This is a genomic window from Aeromicrobium sp. Sec7.5 (assembly GCF_036867135.1).
In the GTDB taxonomy this organism is placed as follows: Bacteria; Actinomycetota; Actinomycetes; order Propionibacteriales; family Nocardioidaceae; genus Aeromicrobium.
This window is the reverse complement of record NZ_JBAJIJ010000001.1, coordinates 1,440,730-1,459,343: the sequence shown is the minus strand read 5'-3', so window position 1 is coordinate 1,459,343 and position 18,614 is coordinate 1,440,730. Positions and strand designations below refer to the sequence as shown.

The 18,614-nt window shown below is 69.2% G+C and carries 13 protein-coding genes and 1 tRNA gene; 7 read left to right on the top strand and 7 right to left on the bottom strand.

Features of this window, described 5'->3' with window-relative positions; genetic code table 11:
- Position 1: 1 nt before the first annotated feature.
- Together V6S66_RS07260 and V6S66_RS07255 are read right to left on the bottom strand one after the other, a co-directional pair.
- A complete protein-coding gene (locus V6S66_RS07260; protein ID WP_334206075.1) occupies positions 2-2,023 on the bottom strand; it encodes an APC family permease in 2,022 nt (673 codons plus the stop codon).
- Positions 2,024-2,069: 46 nt separating this feature from the next.
- Positions 2,070-3,038, bottom strand: a complete 969-nt coding sequence (locus tag V6S66_RS07255; RefSeq protein ID WP_334206074.1) for an aldo/keto reductase — start codon at positions 3,036-3,038, stop codon at positions 2,070-2,072.
- Positions 3,039-3,125: 87 nt separating this feature from the next.
- Between V6S66_RS07255 and secD the strand changes: the two genes are divergently transcribed.
- Complete coding sequence (secD, locus tag V6S66_RS07250) at positions 3,126-5,471, top strand: protein translocase subunit SecD (protein WP_334206073.1); 2,346 nt, start codon at positions 3,126-3,128, stop codon at positions 5,469-5,471.
- 384 nt (positions 5,472-5,855) lie between these two features.
- On the top strand, positions 5,856-7,148 hold the full coding sequence (locus tag V6S66_RS07245) for an HNH endonuclease (RefSeq protein ID WP_334206072.1): 1,293 nt from the start codon (positions 5,856-5,858) through the stop codon (positions 7,146-7,148).
- Between the two features lie 24 nt (positions 7,149-7,172).
- On the opposite strand, the gene polA is transcribed toward V6S66_RS07245, so the two are convergent.
- Together polA and V6S66_RS07235 are read right to left on the bottom strand one after the other, a co-directional pair.
- Entirely contained in the window at positions 7,173-9,842 is a 2,670-nt protein-coding gene (gene polA, locus V6S66_RS07240) for a DNA polymerase I (RefSeq protein ID WP_442885918.1), read from the bottom strand.
- 36 nt (positions 9,843-9,878) lie between these two features.
- On the bottom strand, positions 9,879-10,466 hold the full coding sequence (locus V6S66_RS07235) for a GNAT family N-acetyltransferase (RefSeq protein WP_334206070.1): 588 nt from the start codon (positions 10,464-10,466) through the stop codon (positions 9,879-9,881).
- Between the two features lie 194 nt (positions 10,467-10,660).
- Here V6S66_RS07235 and V6S66_RS07230 point away from each other — a divergent pair, with 194 nt between their 5' ends.
- Genes V6S66_RS07230 through V6S66_RS07215 form a run of 4 tightly spaced genes read left to right on the top strand, consistent with a single transcriptional unit; the run spans position 10,661 to position 14,710 of the window.
- Positions 10,661-12,001 carry an ABC transporter permease subunit gene (locus tag V6S66_RS07230; RefSeq protein ID WP_334206069.1) on the top strand — a complete coding sequence of 447 codons (1,341 nt, stop codon included), beginning with the start codon at positions 10,661-10,663 and terminating at the stop codon, positions 11,999-12,001.
- A 10-nt stretch (positions 12,002-12,011) separates the two neighbouring features.
- Complete coding sequence (locus V6S66_RS07225) at positions 12,012-13,007, top strand: branched-chain amino acid ABC transporter permease (protein WP_334206068.1); 996 nt, start codon at positions 12,012-12,014, stop codon at positions 13,005-13,007.
- Positions 12,997-13,896 carry an ABC transporter ATP-binding protein gene (locus tag V6S66_RS07220; protein ID WP_334206067.1) on the top strand — a complete coding sequence of 300 codons (900 nt, stop codon included), beginning with the start codon at positions 12,997-12,999 and terminating at the stop codon, positions 13,894-13,896. Before V6S66_RS07225 ends, V6S66_RS07220 begins: the two co-directional genes overlap by 11 nt.
- Positions 13,889-14,710 carry an ABC transporter ATP-binding protein gene (locus V6S66_RS07215; protein WP_334206066.1) on the top strand — a complete coding sequence of 274 codons (822 nt, stop codon included), beginning with the start codon at positions 13,889-13,891 and terminating at the stop codon, positions 14,708-14,710. Before V6S66_RS07220 ends, V6S66_RS07215 begins: the two co-directional genes overlap by 8 nt.
- A gap of 174 nt (positions 14,711-14,884) precedes the next feature.
- On the opposite strand, the gene V6S66_RS07210 is transcribed toward V6S66_RS07215, so the two are convergent.
- Both V6S66_RS07210 and V6S66_RS07205 read right to left on the bottom strand, forming a co-directional pair.
- Positions 14,885-16,147: an ABC transporter substrate-binding protein gene (locus V6S66_RS07210; RefSeq protein WP_334206065.1), complete on the bottom strand. Its 1,263-nt coding sequence runs from the start codon at positions 16,145-16,147 to the stop codon at positions 14,885-14,887.
- A gap of 165 nt (positions 16,148-16,312) precedes the next feature.
- On the bottom strand, positions 16,313-16,921 hold the full coding sequence (locus V6S66_RS07205) for an ANTAR domain-containing response regulator (RefSeq protein WP_334206064.1): 609 nt from the start codon (positions 16,919-16,921) through the stop codon (positions 16,313-16,315).
- A 28-nt stretch (positions 16,922-16,949) separates the two neighbouring features.
- On the opposite strand from V6S66_RS07205, the gene V6S66_RS07200 reads away from it, so the two are divergent.
- Positions 16,950-17,032, top strand: a tRNA-Leu gene (locus V6S66_RS07200).
- 11 nt (positions 17,033-17,043) lie between these two features.
- Here the strand turns inward: V6S66_RS07200 and pyk are convergent.
- Positions 17,044-18,495: a pyruvate kinase gene (gene pyk / locus V6S66_RS07195; RefSeq protein WP_334206063.1), complete on the bottom strand. Its 1,452-nt coding sequence runs from the start codon at positions 18,493-18,495 to the stop codon at positions 17,044-17,046.
- Between the last annotated feature and the right edge of the window lie 119 nt (positions 18,496-18,614).

Here is an 18,614-nt window from a genome sequence, read left to right as displayed (position 1 = left end):
CTCACTCACGACCGTCACCGTCCTTCGGCGTGACCTCGATGCCGCGACGCACGTCGCCGGCGAGCGGCCGCGCCCCCTGCGGCGAGGCCAGCCCGGCCGAGCTGAGCTGGAACGGCACGCTCGTGACCATGACTCCGGGCAGGAAGAGCAGACGGCCCTTGAGCCGCAGAGCGGTCTGGTTGTGCAGGAGCTGCTCCCACCAGCGGCCCACGACGTACTCCGGGATGTAGACGGTCACGACGTCCCGCGGCGAGGAACGCCGCCGCTCCTTGACGTACCGGACCACGGGACGCACGAGCTCGCGGTACGGGGAGTCCAGCACGACGAGCGGCACGTCGAGGCCCCGCCGCTCCCACTCGTCCTGGAGCGCCGCCGTGCCGTCGGCGTCGTACGACACCGTGACGGCCTCGAGCGAGCTCGGTCGCGAGACCTTCGCGTACGCGAGCGCCCGCATGGTCGGCTTGTGCAGCTTCGAGACCAGCACGATGCCGTGCACCCGGGACGGGAGGGTCACGTCGGTGTCGTCGATCTCCAGCTCGCTCGAGACGTCGCGGTAGTGGCGCCGGATGCTCCGCATGATCACGAACAGGACCACCATCGTCGCGATCGCGATCCACGCACCGGCCAGGAACTTCGTGATCAGCACGATGACGAGCACCGTGCCGGTCATTGCGAGTCCCACGGCGTTGACGACCCGCGACCGCATCATCTGGGAGCGTGCCGCCGGGTCGGACTCGTCCGACAGCAGCCGGTTCCAGTGCCGGATCATGCCGAGCTGGCTCAGCGTGAACGAGACGAAGACGCCCACGATGTAGAGCTGGATGAGCTGGGTGACCTCGGCGTCGAACGCCACGATCAGGGCGACGGCCGCGAGCGCGAGCACCACGATCCCGTTGCTGTACGCGAGGCGGTCACCCCGGTGGTCGAGCTGACGAGGGAGCCACCCGTCCCGGGCGAGGATCGAGCCGAGCACGGGGAAGCCGTTGAACGCCGTGTTGGCCGCCAGCACCAGGATCAGGCCCGTGCAGGCGATCGTGAAGTAGAACAGCGGCGTCGCACCGTAGAGCGCGTCGGCGAGCTGCGCGATGACGGTGTGCTGCTCGAAGTCCGGTCCCACGGGTCGGCCGTCGATCATGAGCTGCTGCTCGGGGTCCTCGACGTAGCGCAGTCGCATCAGGTCGGCGAGCACGATGATGCTCATCAGCATCGTGACGGCGATCGTGCCGAGCAGGAGGAGGGTCGTGGCGGCGTTGCGGCTCTTGGGCCGTCGAAACGCGGGGACACCGTTGCTGATCGCCTCGACGCCCGTCAGCGCCGCACAGCCCGAGGAGAAGGCCCGGGCGAGCAGGAACACCATGGCCAGGCCCGTGAAGGACTCGTACGGCGCCTCTCCGACGATCTCGTAGTCGGCGCTCTCGGCGAGCGGGAGGTCACCGGTCGCGTACCGGACGTACCCCCAGGCCGCCATGCCCAGGATCGAGACCATGAACAAGTAGGTCGGGATGGCGAACGCCGTGCCCGACTCCTTCGCCCCGCGCAGGTTGATCGCCATGAGCAGGAGCACCAGACCGGTGGCGGCCACGACCTCGTGGCCGCTCAACCATGGCAGCGCCGACGTCGCGTTCTGCACGCCGGAGGAGATGGACACCGCCACGGTCAGCACGTAGTCGACGAGCAGGGCACTGGCCACCGTGAGGCCCGCTTGCGGGCCCAGGTTGACGGTCGCGACCTCGTAGTCACCACCGCCGCTGGGGTACGCACGGACGTTCTGCCGATAGCTCGCGACGACCACCAGCATCACCGCGACGACGCAGAGCCCGATCTTCCAGTTGAACGAGTAGGCCGACAGGCCGCCCAATGACAGGACCAGGAAGATCTCGTCCGGCGCGTAGGCGACCGACGAGAGCGCATCGCTCGCGAAGACCGGGAGCGCGATGCGCTTCGGAAGGAGCGTCTCGCCGAGCTGGGTGCTGCGCAGCTTGCGCCCGACGACGGCACGCTTGGCGACTCGGAGGATGCCCACGCGGTGATGGTAGACCCGCGTGCGCCCGCGCTCAGGCCGCGTGGTCTCAGGTGGCGAAGGTCGTGTGCGTCCGGGCCGGGCGGCCGATCTCGGCGAGCTCCGCGAGCTGGGCCTCGTCCGGCACCCACGCGGCAGCCGCGACGTTGGCGGCGACCTGCTCCGGGCGTGACACCCCGGCGATGACCGACGACACGGCCGGCTGGGCCGACAGGCCACCGATCGCCAGCGTCAGCAGATCGATGCCGTGCGCGTCGGCGAAGTCCTGCAGGGCCTGGATGGTGTCCCAGTCGGCGTTCTCGAGCCGGTGCGCCTGACGCTCCCCAGCGAGGCGGGTGCCTTCCGGCGCCCCCTCGCCCCGTCGGTACTTGCCGGTCAGCAGGCCGTAGGCGAGCGGGAAGTAGGGCAGGAGCCCGATGTCGAGCGCGTCGCACGCCGGGGCGAGCTCCACCTCGGCGGCTCGGTTGTACAGGGAGTACTCGTTCTGGGCGGTCGTGAACGTCGCACTCCCGCGCACCGTGGCACGCCAGTGGGCGTCGACGACCTCCCACGCGGCGAAGTTCGAGCAGCCGACGGCGCGCACCAGGCCCTCCTGCACGAGCTCGTCGAGGGCTCCCATCGTCTCCTCGAGCGGGGTCTGCCGGTCCGGCGTGTGCAGCTGGTACAGGTCGATGTGGTCGGTCCCGAGCCGGCGCAGGCTCGCCTCCACCGCGGTCCGCACGTACGTGCGCGTGCCGCGACGACCCCCGTCGTCACCGTTCACGCCCTCCATGTCCATGCCGAACTTGGTCGCGAGCACGACCTCGTCCCGGCGTCCTTGCAGAGCGGCACCCACCAGCTCCTCACTGGCCCCCAAGGAATAGACGTCCGCCGTGTCGAAGAGCGTGACCCCGGCGTCGAGGGCCGCATCGACCACGGCTCGGGTGCCCTCGGCATCGACCCTCGCGCCGAAGGCGTTGCAGCCGATCCCCACCGCCGAGACCTCGATGCCGCTGTGCCCGAGTCGCTGTGTCGCCATGTCATCGAGGTTACGGCGGGAGCGTTATGCTCCACCGACCGGCCGTTCCCGTCGGCCACCGTCCTGCCGACCGACGAAAGCCGATCGATGACCAAGCGCGCGCCCTTCTGGCGAGCAGTCGTGGCCCTGGCCGTTCTCGCCGGTGCCCTCGCCCTGTCCTTCACCCAGTCCGCCAAGCTCGGACTGGATCTTCGCGGTGGCACGCAGATCGTGCTCGAGACGCAGGACTCCGACCGCGTCGAGGCCGACGCCGAGGCCACTGACCGCGCGCTCGAGGTGCTGCGCGGCCGCGTCGACGCGCTCGGCGTGGCCGAGCCCAGCATCACGCGCTCGGGCGAGAACCGCATCATCGTCGAGCTCCCGGACCTGCAGGATCCCGAGGAGGCCGCCGAGATCATCGGCAGCACGGCGCAGCTGACGTTCCACCAGGTCCAGGGCCAGGCCGACCCGGCCGCGCCGCCGGTCGACGGCGAGCTGGTCCTGCCCGACGAGGACGGCGTGCCGCTCAACCTCGGCCCCGTCGCCCTGGACGGCGACGGCATCTCCGACGCGAACGCGATCCTCGACAGCCAGGCCAATCGGTGGACCGTGGCCGTCGATTTCTCGGGCGACGGCCAGAGCGGCTGGCAGTCCCTCGTGACCGAGGCCTGCCTCCTCGGCCCCGGCGTCGGACGCGTGGCGATCGTCCTCGACGAACGCATCATCTCCTCCCCGACCGTGCAGGCCGACCTGTGCGCCTCCGGCGGGGGCAACCAGACCTCGATCACCGGATCCTTCACGGCCGAGACCTCGAAGGACCTGGCGGCGCTGATCAAGGGCGGCGCGCTCCCGGTGCCCGTGGAGCTGATCGAGCAGCGCACGGTCGGGGCCACGCTGGGCGAGGCGGCGATCGACGCCTCGATCGAGGCCGCGATCATCGGCATCCTCCTCACGGGCCTGTTCATCGTGTTCGTCTATCGCCTCATGGGCCTGCTGGCCACCATCGCTCTCGCCTCGTACGCCGCGATCTCCTACGGCCTCCTGGTCGGCATCGGCGCGACCCTCACGCTGCCCGGCCTCGCCGGATTCGTGCTGGCGATCGGACTCGCGATCGACGCGAACGTCCTGACCTTCGAGCGAGCGCGCGAGGAGTACGCCGAGCGCGACGCGTCCGACCGCAGCCTCCCGTCATCGATCTCCACCGGCTTCCGCAAGGCCTGGTCGGCGATCATCGACTCCAACGTCACGACGCTGATCGCCGCGGCCCTGTTGTTCTTCCTCGCCAGCGGTCCGGTCAAGGGCTTCGGCGTCACCCTGGCGATCGGCACCGTCGCCTCCATGATCTCGGCGCTCGTGATCGCCCGCGTGCTGGCCGAGTGGGCCTCCAACCGCAAGGCCGTCCAGAAGCGACCCGCGCTCTCCGGCGTGGCGACGACCAGCCGCCTGCGTCGCCGCCTCGACGAGCGTCCCCCGCAGCTCATCAAGCGCAGCGGCACCTGGCTCCTCATCACGGCTGCGGTCGCCGTCGTGTCGATCGGTGGCATCGTCGTGCGCGGCCTCGACCTCGGTGTCGAGTTCACGGGTGGCCGCCTGCTGGAGTACTCCACGACGCAGCCGGTCGACATCGACGAGGCCCGCGAAGCGGTCTCGGACGCCGGCTTCCCGCGCGCGGTCGTGCAGGAGTCGTCCAGCGACGGCATCAGCGAGAACGTCACGGTCCGGGTCGAGAAGGTCTCCGACGCCGAGGTCGGCCGGATCACCGGGGCCATCGACGACCTCGGCGCGGGGGCCACGGTCGAGCGTGACGAGCAGGTCACCGCGAGCCTCGGCACCGAGCTGCGCAACAAGGCCCTCATCGCCTTCGCGATCGCGATCGCGGTGCAGATGATCTACCTCGCCTGGCGATTCCGATGGACGTTCGCGATCGCGGCCCAGATCTCCATGGCCTCGGTCGTGCTCGCGGTCGTGGGCATCTTCGCCTGGTGGGGCAAGTCCATCGACGGCGTCTTCCTGGCAGCCGTGCTCTCGATCATCGGTCTGGCGGTCAACGACACCATCGTCGTGTTCGACCGCATCCGAGAACATCGGGCGGCGAATCGTTCCCGGCCCCTGCGCGAGGTCGTCAACGCGGCGATCGTTCAGACGCTGCCACGGACGATCAACACGGGCCTGGGCGCGATGTTCATCCTCGCCGCCCTCGCGATCCTCGGCGGCGACTCGCTGACCGACTTCGCGCTGGCCCTGCTGCTGGGCCTGTCGATCGGCATCCTGTCGACGGTCTTCACGGCGTCAGCCCTCGCGGTCGTGCTCGAGGAGCGCTGGCCGGACGAGCCGGGTGGCAAGCAGAAGAAGGTCACCGACCCGTACGCGCACATCGAGGACGGCAAGGCGTCGGCCGCCTCCGCCAACCCGTACGGCGCCGGCGGACCCGACGGCTCCGGCGCGGTCCTCTAGGCCCTCGCCGGGCTCGACCGCGCACCTCGACCCGCGACCGCGCTCCCGTTCCCTGAGGTGCGATCGCCCTCTGGGGCGTGAGCCTCGAAGGGTCCGGTCGGGTGACGTCGAGCCGCCCCCACCCGCTGGTCGTGTGGGTGAGGGCGGCGGCGGGCGATCCCGCCCACGCCGCTCCTTGAGGTGCGACGAGCCCTGGCGAGGAGCCTCGAAAGGCCGGTCAGGTGTCGGCGTGCCGTCGTGAGGGACAAGCGGCCGCGGACCAAAAGCAGCGGGCCGGAGCCGGCGTGAATGTGACAGACAGTCCTGTCGGAATCTGCTGCGATTCCAGCAACTTCTCCGGGTCAAACCCTTGCTTTCGAACACCTGTTCGAGTACACTCAAGACATGGTCTCGGGTCCCACGGTGCAGGCGCTGCGGTCAGCTGCGCACGCCGTCACCTCGAGCGACCACCGGTCCGCCCTGCTCGCGATCCAGACCGCCCAAGACGCCCTCGACGCCGCGAAGGCCCACCACCTGGCCGAGCTCGAGAAGTCGGCCGAGTACGAGCTCGACGGCGCTTCCACCGTCACTACCTGGGCGCGCCAGCACCTGCGCCTCGACGCCCGCCAGACCCGCAGCCTGATCGACGCCGACCACACCATGCGCGAGCTCCCCGCCGTGGGTGACGCCGCTGCCGAGGGGGCTGTTCGGCTCGATCACGTCAAGCTCTTCACGTTCGGCCTCAAGCACATCGGCCAGAAAGTCGTTTCTGATGCCGAACCCTGGCTGCTGGCCGTCGCCACCACTCACGAGCCCGTGCAGCTGCGCCGCGTGATCCGGGCCCTGCGCGACGCCGTCTACCCGGAAGAGCTCGACAAGGCGTGGATCAAGGGCATGGCGAAGGAAGACATCCAGCTCTCACCAGTTCCCGAGGGTTGGCACCTCAGCGGTTTCCTGAAGACCGAGACCGGAGCCAAGCTCAAGGCGGTGCTGGAGTCGTTGTCGATCCCGACGCAGGCGAATGATGACCGCAGCAGTGCCGAACGCCGGGTCGCCGGGTTCGACCGGCTGTTGTCGTCGGTGCTCGAATCAGGCTTGCCGACGAGCAAGGGCATCCGCCCGCAGCTGTCGGTCATCGTCGGAGTCGAGACCCTCCACGAGGCCATGACCGCCGAACCCGGACAGGCGAAGCCGGTCGGTAAGCCGGCCGAGCTGGCCGGCTTCGGACCCATCGGCCCCCAGCTGCTGTCCTACCTCGCCTGCACCGGCGACACCACCCCCATCCTCACGTCCGACGACGATGTCGAGCAGGCGCAGATCCTCAACGTCGGCGACACCATCCGGTTGGCCACCCCCGCCCAGCGCAAAGCCGTCATCGCCCGCCAGCACGGCGTCTGCGCCGCACCCGGCTGCACCCACACCCACCTCGAGATCCACCACACCACCTGGTGGTCCAACGGCGGCCGCACCGACCTCGACGGACTCATCGGCATCTGCACCAGCTGTCACACGCTCGTCCACCGCGGGCTCCTCGTCATCGAAGCCCTCGGACAAGGCAAGTTCGACCTCGCCACCCGCGACGGCCGACCGGTCGACCTCACCCAACGCCGCACCACCCGCCAACACCTACGCCGCATCCGCCACGCCGCACGACAAACACGCGAAGCCCAGCCAGCCGACTACCCACTCCGCGCGTAGAGCCAGTACCGGTCGCCCAGTGCCTCAGTGACCGGCAGCGTGCCAGGTGAGGCCCACCCCGACGGACACGTCGAGCGGAACCGAGAGGTCGGCGGCGGCGGCCATCTGCTCGCGCACGAGCTTCTCGACCGCGTCGCGCTCGCCTGGCGCGACCTCGAGCACGAGCTCGTCGTGCACCTGAAGCAGCATGCGGGTCGAGAGCCCTTGGGTGCGCAGCTCCCGCTGCACTCCCAGCATCGCGACCTTGATGAGATCGGCCGCGGAGCCCTGGATGGGGGCATTCAGTGCCATGCGCTCGGCGATCTCCCGGCGCTGACGGTTGTCGCTCTGCAGGTCCGGCAGGTAGCGGCGACGGCCCAGCATCGTGGCGGTGTACCCCGTCTGCCGTGCCTCGTCGACGACGCCGAACAGGTAGTCGCGGACCCCACCGAACGTGGCGAAGTAGTCGTCCATGAGCACCTGGGCCTCGCCGGGCTTGATGCCCAGCTGCTGCCCGAGGCCGAACGACGACAAGCCGTACGCGAGGCCGTAGTTCATCGCCTTGATCCGCGCTCGGAGACCGCCGTCGATCTCCTCCGGCGGGCGGTCGAACACCTTCGCGGCCATCACGGTGTGGAAGTCGTGCCCCGACTTGAAGGACTCGATGAGCCCCGCGTCCTCCGACAGGTGGGCCATGATGCGCATCTCGATCTGGCTGTAGTCGGCGGTGAGCAGCGTCTCGAAGCCCGCACCGACCGTGAAGGCCTCCCGGATGCGACGCCCCGACTCGGTCCGGATCGGGATGTTCTGCAGGTTCGGGTCGAAGGAGCTGAGACGACCGGTGGCGGCGATGGTCTGCGCGAAGGTCGTGTGGATCCGGCCGTCGGCCTGGACCGTCTTCTGCAGGCCCTCGACCGTCTGGCGCAACCGGGTGACGTCGCGGTGGGCCAGCAGGTGGGCCAGGAAAGGGTGCTCGGACTTGACGTACAACGACTGCAGGGCATCGGCGTCGGTGGTGTAGCCCGTCTTGGTCTTCTTGGTCTTGGGCAGACCGAGCTGATCGAACAGCACCTCCTGGAGCTGCTTGGGCGAGCCGAGGTTGACCTCCCGACCGATCGCCTCGAACGCCTGGTCGGCCGCCTCGGTCATGCGCGTGGTGAACTCGGCGTGCAGCGCGTCCAGGTGAGCGGAGTCGATCGCGATGCCGTGGTCCTCCATGGCCCGCAGGACACCGAGCAGGGGCAGCTCGAGGTCGTGCAGCAGCGTCAGGGACTCGGCCGCCTCGAGCTCGGGCTCGAGCACGGCCCACAGGTCGAGCGTGGCGCGGGCGCGCTGGACCGCGGTCTGGTCGGTCTCGTCGTCGAACGAGAGCTGGCCCGATGAGTCGGCGTCGACGAGCTCCCGCTTGAGGTAGCGCATCGTGAGGTCGGCGAGGTCGTAGGCCCGCTGATCGGGACGCAGCAAATAGGTGGCGATGGCGGTGTCGGCGACGACCCCCTCGACCGACCAGCCCTGCGCGCCCATCGCGTGCAGCTGGCCCTTGGCGTCGTGCAGGACCTTGGATCGGTCGGCGTCGGCCAGCCAGGCGGCGACCGCCGCCTCGTCGGCCGGGTCGAGCTCGGCGGTGTCGAGCCAGAGCGCGTGACCGTCGGCGGTCGCGATCGACAGCGCGTCGACCCGGGCTCCGACCGTGCTGGTGACGCCGACGACCTCGACACCGACCGGCTCGCTCGTGTGGGCGTCGAGCCAACCGGCGACCTCACCGGCCGCGGGGACCGCGAGCTCGATGTCGACCGCTGCACTGGCCGCCGTCTCCTCGGTCGTGGCTCCCCCACCCAGGTAGGAGAACAAGCGCTCGCGCAGGGCCGCGAACTCGAGGGCGTCGAAGACCCGGTGGATGGCCTCGCGGTCCCACTCGGTGCTGAACGCGAGCTCCGCCGGCTCCGCGCCGAGATCGAGGTCGCGCACGAGGGCGTTGATGCGACGATTGCGCAGCACGTCGTCGAGGTGGTCGCGCAGCGACTGGCCCGCCTTGCCCGGGATGTCGGCGACCTGGTCGATGATCTCGCCGAGGGACCCGTACGAGTTGAGCCACTTGGCGGCAGTCTTGGGACCCACGCCGGGGACGCCGGGCAGGTTGTCGCTCTGCTCACCGACCATCGCGGCGATGTCGGGGTACTGCACCGGCGGGACGCCGTACTTCTCCTCGACGGCCTCCGGCGTCATGCGCGCGAGGTCGGACACGCCTCGCTTGGGGTAGAGCACCGTGGTGCGCTCGGTGACGAGCTGCAGCGCGTCGCGGTCACCCGTGCAGATCAGGACGTCCATGCCCGCACCCTCGGCCTGCAGGCTCAGCGTGCCGATGATGTCGTCGGCCTCGAAGCCGTCCTTCTCGAAGGTGCGGATGCCGAGGGCGTCGAGCACCTCCTTGATGAGGGGCACCTGGTTCTTGAACTCGTCGGGCGACTTGGCACGGTTGGCCTTGTACTCGCCGTACTCGGCGGTGCGGAACGTCTGCCGCGACACGTCGAAGGCCACGGCGACGTGCGTGGGCTTCTCGTCGCGCAGCACGTTGATCAGCATCGACGTGAACCCGAACACCGCATTGGTGTGCTGGCCGGTCGTCGTCGCGAAGTTCTCGACGGGCAAGGCGAAGAAGGCACGGTAGGCCACCGAGTGGCCGTCGATCAGCAGCAGTCGGTCCACACCGGTCACCTTACGGCTCGGCACGGACGTCCGACGCGGCACACGTCAGTCGGAGCGGGCCTCGCGGCGGCGCATGGACCGGCGGACGGCGAGCATGCGTCCCGTCGGCGACGCGGTGGCCCGCGAGGCCACCCGGGCCCGCAGTGCCTGGCTCGTGATGGCGCGGACGGACGCGACCGGGCTGAACCCGACCTTGGCCAGGTAGCGGGCCGGTTCCCGGGCCACGCCCGGGATGATCGCGAGATAGATCTCGCACTCCTGCTCCTCGCCGTGCTCGGCGACCGTGAGCAGCATCTGCCACGCGATGCCGTGGCGGCGGCGGGACGGATCGACCACGAGGTCGGTGACGATGAGCACCTTGGTCGTCGTGATCGGGGTGACTGTCGTGACGGAGGCCGCCACCGCACCGACCACGACGTCGTCATGGAGCGCGACCCACACGTGGCGGTGCGGCTGCTCGAGCTGGAACGCCAGGGCCTCGGTGGCCTCGGCCCGGTCGGGACGGTGCCACAGGGTGGCGTGCGCGGCACTGGCCTCGCCACCCTCGTCGACCGCGTGCTGCCACAGCGCGGCGAGCACCTCGGCGTCGTCGAGGGTCGCCTCGCGGACCGTGAGGGGGAAGCGCGGTCGCATGGGCGTCAGACTACGCGGACTCGTCGTCCGGTCGCGCCCGGCGACCCGTGGCGGGCCTCCGACGCGACGCCTCGGCAGGCGTCATCGAATCGTTACCTGCGACCTTCCCGAGTCCCGCACCGGCGCACCCGTGTCGGGGTACGCTCCAACAACTCGAGCCCCACTCGAGCCCTTCAAGCCCCCAGGAGACCCGCGTGCGACGGACGACCCACGTGCTCGTCACGGCGGTGCTCGCTCTCATGGTGCTCCTCCTGCCCGCCACTGCGGCGAGCGCCACGGAGGAGCCGAGCCCGACACCCGCCACCCCGTCAGCCTCGACCCCGGCACCCGTCGACACGCCCCCTCCGGGCGCGTACGTCGGCGTGACGCTGGTCGACAGCTCGACCGAGCCCCCCACTCCCGTCCCCGGCGTCACGCTCAGCGTGACCTCCGCCGACGGCGACGAGATCGGCGAGGGGGTGACCAACGACGACGGACGCGCGTTCATCTCCATCCCCGAGCGCGGCGAGTACACCGTCGAGCTCGACGAGAGCACGTTGCCCGACGACGTGGCCTTCGACGGTTCGACGACCCGCACCGTCAACGCCCTGCTCGAGGGCGGCAACTTCGTGCAGTTCCAGATCGGCGTCGCCGCGGTGGAGCAGGTGCCGTTCGCCGAAAAGTTCATGACGGCCCTCGTCGGCGGCATCAAGTTCGGCCTGATCATCGGGCTGGCCGCCCTGGGTCTGTCGCTGATCTTCGGCACGACGAAGCTCACGAACTTCTCGCACGGCGAGCTCATCACCTTCGGCGCCATCGCCACGTACGTGATGAACCGCGCCTTCGGGCTCCCGGTCATCCTCGCGGTCGTCGCGGCGGTGGTCGTGTCCGCGGCGTTCGGCTGGCTGCAGGACAAGTTCCTGTGGAAACCCCTGCGGAACAAGGGCATCGGCATCATCGCGATGATGATCGTGTCGATCGGCTTCGGCATCTTCCTCCGCTTCATCTTCCAGTTCGGCTTCGGTGGCTCGCGCCGCTCGCTGTCGCAGTACGTGACGCAGAAGCGTCAGGACTACGGCATCTTCTCCCTCGCCGACAAGGAAGCGGCCATCATCATCGTGGCCGTCCTGGTCCTCACGGTCACGTGCATCGGCCTCATGAAGACCCGCCTGGGCAAGGCGATGCGCGCGGTCTCCGACAACCCGGCCCTGTCGGCCTCGTCCGGACTCCGCGTCGACGGCGTGATCCGGTCGGTCTGGATCCTCGGCACGGCGCTCACCGGCCTGTCGGGAGCACTCCTGGCGATCAACAGCCAGGTCAACTTCCAGATGGGCTTCAAGCTGCTCCTGCTCGTGTTCGCCGCGGTCACCCTCGGTGGCCTGGGCACGATCTGGGGTGCACTGCTCGGCTCGATGATCATCGGCATCCTCTACGAGGTCGGACCGCTCTTCGGCATCCCGTCCTCGATCAAGGAGGTCGGTGCGCTCGTCGTCCTCATCCTCATCCTGCTGGTCCGGCCGCAGGGCATCCTCGGTCGACCCGAGCGCATCGGCTGAAAGGAACGTCATGGACTTCGGAACCATCTTCAGCAGCGCGCTCGCCTCGGCCCTCGGCCCGACCGCGATCGTCTACGCGTTGGCCGCGATCGGCCTCAACGTCCACTTCGGCTACACGGGCCTCCTGAACTTCGGCCAGGCCGGATTCATGGCCGTGGGCGGCTTCGGGCTCGCGGTCTGCGTCGTCACGTACGACCTGCCGTTCATCGTCGGCATCCTGGTCGCGCTGATCGCCGCCGTCGTGCTGGCGATCATCCTGGGTGTGCCCACGCTGCGTCTGCGCGCCGACTACCTCGCGATCGCCACGATCGCCACGGCGGAGATCCTGCGCCTGATCGTCGGCGCGGTCGAGACCAAGGACGTCTTCGGAGGCTCCAACGGCCTCAGCGGGTTCGCCTCGACCTTCAACGGTCTCAACCCGTACGACCGCGGCATCGACATCGGCATCATCTCCTACCGTCGCAGCGACCTCTGGACCCTCACGGTCGGCTGGACGCTCGTGATCCTGGCCTGCCTGCTCGTCTGGCTGCTGATGCGCAGCCCCTGGGGCCGCGTCCTGCGGTCGATCCGCGAGGACGAGGACGCCGTGCGCTCGCTCGGCAAGAACGTCTTCGCCTACAAGATGCAAGCCCTCGTGCTCGGTGGCGTGTTCGGCGGCATGGGCGGCATCGTGCTGGCCCTGTCCCAGAACAACATCAAGGGCTCGGACTTCTCGACCAACGTGACGTTCTACGCCTACACCGCCCTGCTGATCGGCGGAGCGGCTCGGGTGCTCGGTCCCGTCATCGGCGCGATGATCTTCTGGTTCCTGATGACCGGCATCGGTTCGTTCTTCAGCCAGGCCACGCGCGGGTCCGACCCGCTCATCCCGAGCGACATCATGACCGACACCCAGGCCAGCCTGGTGCGACTCATCCTCGTCGGCCTCGGACTCATGCTGCTGATGATCTACCGCCCACAAGGAATCTTCGGCGACCGGAAGGAGCTGGCCATCGATGCCCGCTGACAACCACTCCCTCACCGGCGTCGCCGCCACCCCCGGCGTGGCCAAGCCCGATGCGATCGTGAAGGGCTCGAACATCACCCGGAAGTTCGGCGGCCTGACGGCGGTCGACGTCGAGCACGTGGAGATCCAGCGGGGCGTCATCACCGCCCTGATCGGACCGAACGGCGCCGGCAAGACCACGCTGTTCAACCTGCTCACCGGGTTCGACGTCCCCGACACCGGCGAGTGGTCGTTCAACGGCACCTCGCTGCAGAAGGTGCCCGCCTACAAGGTCGCGCGTCGCGGCATGGTTCGCACGTTCCAGCTCACCAAGGTGCTCTCGAAGCTCACCGTGATCGAGAACATGCGTCTGGGCGCCACGGGCCAGCGCGGGGAGAAGTTCTGGTCGGCCCCGTTCCGCGCGTTCTGGTCCTCCCAGGAGGAAGCCAACACCAAGCGCGCCGACGAGCTGCTCGCGCGCTTCAAGCTCGACGCCAAGCGCGAGGACTTCGCCGGATCGCTCTCGGGCGGTCAGCGCAAGCTCCTCGAGATGGCGCGGTCGCTCATGGTCGACCCGGAGCTGATCATGCTCGACGAGCCGATGGCCGGCGTGAACCCGGCCCTGAAGCAGTCCCTCCTGGGCCACGTGAAGTCGCTGCGCGACGAGGGCCGCACGGTCCTGTTCGTCGAGCACGACATGGACATGGTCCGCGACATCTCCGACTGGGTCATCGTCATGGCGCAGGGCAAGATCGTCGCCGAGGGGACGCCGGACCAGGTCATGGCCGACCAGGCCGTGATCGACGCCTACCTGGGGTCGCACCACGACAGCGACATCACCGAGATGGACGAGAGCTCCCTCGACGCCGAAGCCGCGCAGGAGCTGGACGAGGAGGCCACCCATGACTGACGCCACGGCGCACGATCCTGGGCGCGATGCCGAGCGGACCGCCGGCTTCGACGAGGAGAGCAAGAAGCACGCAGCCGGCGCCGAAGGCGCCGTGCTGCGCGCCGACGGACTGATCGCCGGCTACCTGCCGGGGGTCAACATCCTCAACAGCGCTGACCTGTACTGCCAGCCGGGCGAGCTCGTCGGCATCATCGGCCCCAACGGCGCCGGCAAGTCGACGCTGCTGAAGTCCCTCTTCGGACTGGTCAAGATCCACGAGGGAAGCGTGTCCCTCAAGGGCCAGGACATCACCAACCAACGGGCGGACACGCTCGTGACGGCCGGCATCGGTTTCGTCCCGCAGTCGAACAACGTGTTCCCGAGCCTGACGATCGAGGAGAACCTCGAGATGGGCTGCTACCAGCAGCCCAAGCAGTTCCCTGAGCGGTTCGCGTTCGTCACCGACCTGTTCCCGCGCCTGGGCGAACGCCGCAAGCAGCGGGCCGGCTCGCTGTCGGGCGGAGAGCGCCAGATGGTCGCGATGGGCCGTGCGCTCATGATGGACCCGCAGGTGCTGCTCCTCGACGAGCCGTCGGCCGGGCTCTCGCCCGTCCTGCAGGACGAGGTCTTCGTGCAGACGCGCAACATCAACAAGGCGGGCGTCTCGGTCATCATGGTCGAGCAGAACGCCAAGCGCTGCCTGCAGATCTGCGACCGCGGCTACGTGCTCGACCACGGTCGCACCGCGTACTCCGGCACGGGCAAGGCCCTCGCCGACGATCCCAAGGTCATCGAGCTGTACCTGGGCACCCTCGGCCAGAAGAAGGCCGGCTGACCCAGCACGACCCCCAGCATCACCGAAGGGCCCCGGACACACCGTCCGGGGCCCTTCGCGATGTGCGGGCCGTCACCGTGCCGCAGGACCCGGGGGGGCTCCCGCACGACGACGCCCCCGGGACCGAGGTCCCGGGGGCGTCGCGCGAGGTGGTCTACCTCATCAGCGAGGCGATCAGATCGTGCCGCTGATGTAGTTGACCGCCGCGTAGGTGTTGTCGGGACCGTACTGGTAGATACCGATCGAGGCGGCCGTCGGGCTGCCCGTCTCGCCCAGCTCGATCGGACCGGAGACACCGTCGTAGTCGATGTCCTCACCGTCGGCCAGCAGATCGGCGCACTCGGCGAAGCTCGTGCACGTGGTGCCACCCTCGGTCACACCCGGGATCTCCTCGGCGATCTTGTCACCGGCGTCGCTGTCGGCCGTGATGGCCGCCAGTGCCGAGACGATCGTCGCGTCGTAGGACTCACCGGCGTAGGCGAAGTCCGTCAGGCTCGGGTCGATCGTGAGCAGGCGCTCACGGAAGTCCCCGGCCGCCTCGGCGCCCGGGATCGTGCCCTTGGTGCCCGCGAGCGTGCCCGCCGGCAGGTCGGCGCTGTAGTCGGCGGTGTTGCCGTCGACGAAGTACGTGCTGACCGTCTGCGGACCCACGTTGGCCGAGACCAGCTGCGGCACGATCGTCGTGGTCTCCTCGAACGCGACCAGGACCACGGCGTCGGGCTTGGACTCGGCGATCTCGGCGACCTGCGAGTCGTAGGACTGCGCGTTCTCACCGTAGAAGACCGTGGCGGCCACGGTGCTGCCGGCGGCCTCCAGACCCTTGCTGATCTCCTCGGCCAGCGTCTCGCCGTAGGCGTCCTGGCGGGCCAGGATCGCGACGTTCTGCTTGCCGTCCTCGATCAGGAGGTTCGCCATCACGGCGCCCTGCAGGATGTCCGACGGCGCCGTGCGGAAGTACAGGTCCGGATCGGCGAAGTCGCCGTTGTCGAAGTCGGTCGACGTGTTGGCGGGCGAGAACATGACCGAGCCGGCCGACATGATCTTGTCCACCACCGTCATGGAGACGCCCGAGGAGGCGGCACCGACGATGACGTCGGAGTCCGCGTCGAGCAGCTTGTCGGTCTCGGCCGCGGCGATGCCCGAGTCGGTGTCGCCCGAGTCGGCCTTGATGCCGACGACGTCCTCACCCAGCACGCCACCGGCCTCGTTGATCTCCTGGATGGCCAGGTCGACACCGGCGAACTCCGGCGGGCCGAGGAACGCGAGGCTGCCGGTCTGGGGCAGCAGCATCCCGACGGTCAGCACACCATCACTCCTGGACGGGGTCGAGCTGTCGTCACTTCCACCGTCGTCGTCGCCGCCACCACAAGCGGCGAGCACCAGGGCACTCGTCGCGGCCACGGCTGCGAGACGGAACGTCTTCGTCCTGCGCGTCATTAATCCTCCGGGTTACTCAGTGGACGCACGCCCGGGTGTGACCCGGACCATGCGGATTACGAGGAACTTAGCCCGTTGGCGTGTCATTTGTGTGACAGTCGCCAGACCGCCACCCGTCGTAGCCAAGTTGTAACCTCTGCGCCGGAACTGGAGCAGGCAGGCGCCTCAGCCCGGCGTCCCCGGCCCCTTGTCGATGACCTGCTCGGCGACCTCGCGCATCGAGAGCCGCAGGTCCATCGCCGACTTCTGGATCCAGCGGAAGGACTCCCCCTCGCTGATGCCGAACGACTCCTGGAGCACGGCCTTGGCGCGCTCGACGAGCTTGCGGGTCTCGAGCCGTTCGCCGAGGTCGCGGGCCTCGGCCTCGAGCGCCGTGATCTCCCCGAACCGGCTCCGCGCCATCTCGATGGCGGGGGCCAGGTCGGACTTCTGGAAGGGCTTGACCAGGTAGGCCATCGCGCCGGCCTCACGGGCGCGATCGACGAGGTCACGCTGGCTGAACGCCGTCAGCAGCACGACCGGCGCCAGACGCTGCTCGGTGATGCGGGAGGCCGCCTCGATGCCGTCCAGGCGCGGCATCTTGATGTCCATCAGCACGATGTCCGGACGGTGCTCGATCACCAGCGCGACCGCCTGCTCGCCGTCGGAGGCCTGCGCGACGACGTCGTACCCCTCCTCCTCGAGCATCTCGGCGAGGTCGAGACGGATCAGCGCCTCGTCCTCGGCGATGACCACGCGGATGGCCGGGGTCGCGGGCTCGTGGGGGTCGTTCACATGAGAAGGTTATCGGGCCTCGTGGCAGGCCGACATGGCGGAATGGTAGACGCGATGGTCTCAAAAACCATTGTCCGAAAGGGCGTGCGGGTTCGAGTCCCGCTGTCGGCACGCGGGTTCGGTCAGGCCTCGATGTCCTGGTAGGCCGGGACGACGCGGTTGATCGCGTCACCGATGCGGTGGATGCGCAGGGCGTTGGTGGAGCCCGGGATGCCCGGAGGAGCCCCGGCCACGACGACGACCTCCTCGCCCTCGGAGCAGCGGGCCGCCTCGAGCAGCGCCTTGTCGACCTGCATCACCATCTCGTCGGTGTGCACGACCTCCTTCACGAGCAGCGTCTCGACGCCCCACGTGAGGGCGAGCTGGTTGCGCACGTAGTCGTGCGGCGTGAACGCGAGCACGGGGATGTGGGAGCGGTAGCGGGCCATGCGACGCGCCGAGCCTCCGGTCGTGGTGAACGCGACCAGGTATCGGGCGTCGACCGCCTCGCCGACCTGCTGCGCCGCCTTGCAGACGATGCCGGTGCGGGTGCGGGCCTGCCAGGTGTAGGCGGCCATGCGCGGCAGTCCGTGGTCCTCGGTGGACTCCACGATGCGCGCCATGGTGCGCACGGTGTGGATCGGGTACTCGCCCACGCTGGTCTCGCCCGAGAGCATCACGGCGTCGGCGCCGTCGAGCACCGCGTTGGCCACGTCGGACGCCTCGGCCCGTGTGGGACGCGGCGCCGAGATCATCGACTCCAGCATCTGGGTGGCGACGATGACCGGCTTGGCGTTGCGGCGGGCCTTCTCGACGATGAGCTTCTGCACGATCGGCACGTCCTCGAGCGGCAGCTCGACGCCGAGGTCGCCGCGGGCCACCATGAAGCCGTCGAAGGCGTCGACGATGTCGTCGAGAGCCTCGACGGCCTGCGGCTTCTCGATCTTGGCGATGATCGGGCGGTAGATGCCCTCCTCGGTCATGATCCGGCGCACGTCCTCCGCGTCACGGGCGGAGCGCACGAACGACAGCGCGATGAAGTCGACGCCGGCGCGCAGCGCGAACCGGAGGTCGTCGATGTCCTTGGGGCTCATGGCCGGGACGCTGACAGCGACGCCGGGCAGGTTGAGGCCCTTGTTGTTGCTCAGGACGCCCGGGGTCTCGGCGATCGTGACGACCTCCGTGGAGCTCACCTCGAGGGCCCGCAGCCGGACACGGCCGTCGTCGACGAGGATCTCGTCGCCCGGGGAGACGTCGCCCGGCAGGCCCTTGTACGTCGTGGAGCACCGCTCCTGGTCGCCGTCGACGTCCTCGATCGTGATCGTGAAGCGGTCGCCGAGCGCGAGCGTGACGGGGCCGCCGGAGAACCGCCCGAGGCGGATCTTGGGTCCCTGGAGATCGGCCAGGACGGCGATCGCCTTGCCGGTCTGTGCGGCGGCAGCGCGCACGAACTCGAGATTCGACTGGTGGTCGGTCTGGTCACCGTGGCTCATGTTCAGACGGGCCACGTCCATGCCGGCCTCAGCCAGCTGGAGGATCCGCTCGGCGGTGTTCACCGCGGGGCCGAGGGTGCAGACGATCTTGGCTCTACGCACCCCCCGAGCCTATCGACCCGCGCCCATTACCCGACAGTCACGACGCCGATCGACGCTCGCGAGAGAGAACGTTGGTGGTCAGGAGAGAGTTTGTTGGTGGTCAGGAGAGAGTTTGTTGG

Excerpts from the sequence above, each read along its gene's own strand:
- V6S66_RS07235 (WP_334206070.1), bottom strand. The coding sequence starts at position 10,466 with ATGCGACCGCGCTTCCCCCTCACGGTCCGCGAGGCGACCCTCGACGAC.
- V6S66_RS07225 (WP_334206068.1), top strand. The coding sequence starts at position 12,012 with ATGGACTTCGGAACCATCTTCAGCAGCGCGCTCGCCTCGGCCCTCGGC.
- V6S66_RS07215 (WP_334206066.1), top strand. The coding sequence starts at position 13,889 with ATGACTGACGCCACGGCGCACGATCCTGGGCGCGATGCCGAGCGGACC.
- V6S66_RS07210 (WP_334206065.1), bottom strand. The coding sequence starts at position 16,147 with ATGACGCGCAGGACGAAGACGTTCCGTCTCGCAGCCGTGGCCGCGACG.
- V6S66_RS07255 (WP_334206074.1), bottom strand. The coding sequence starts at position 3,038 with ATGGCGACACAGCGACTCGGGCACAGCGGCATCGAGGTCTCGGCGGTG.
- V6S66_RS07245 (WP_334206072.1), top strand. The coding sequence starts at position 5,856 with ATGGTCTCGGGTCCCACGGTGCAGGCGCTGCGGTCAGCTGCGCACGCC.
- V6S66_RS07220 (WP_334206067.1), top strand. The coding sequence starts at position 12,997 with ATGCCCGCTGACAACCACTCCCTCACCGGCGTCGCCGCCACCCCCGGC.
- secD (WP_334206073.1), top strand. The coding sequence starts at position 3,126 with ATGACCAAGCGCGCGCCCTTCTGGCGAGCAGTCGTGGCCCTGGCCGTT.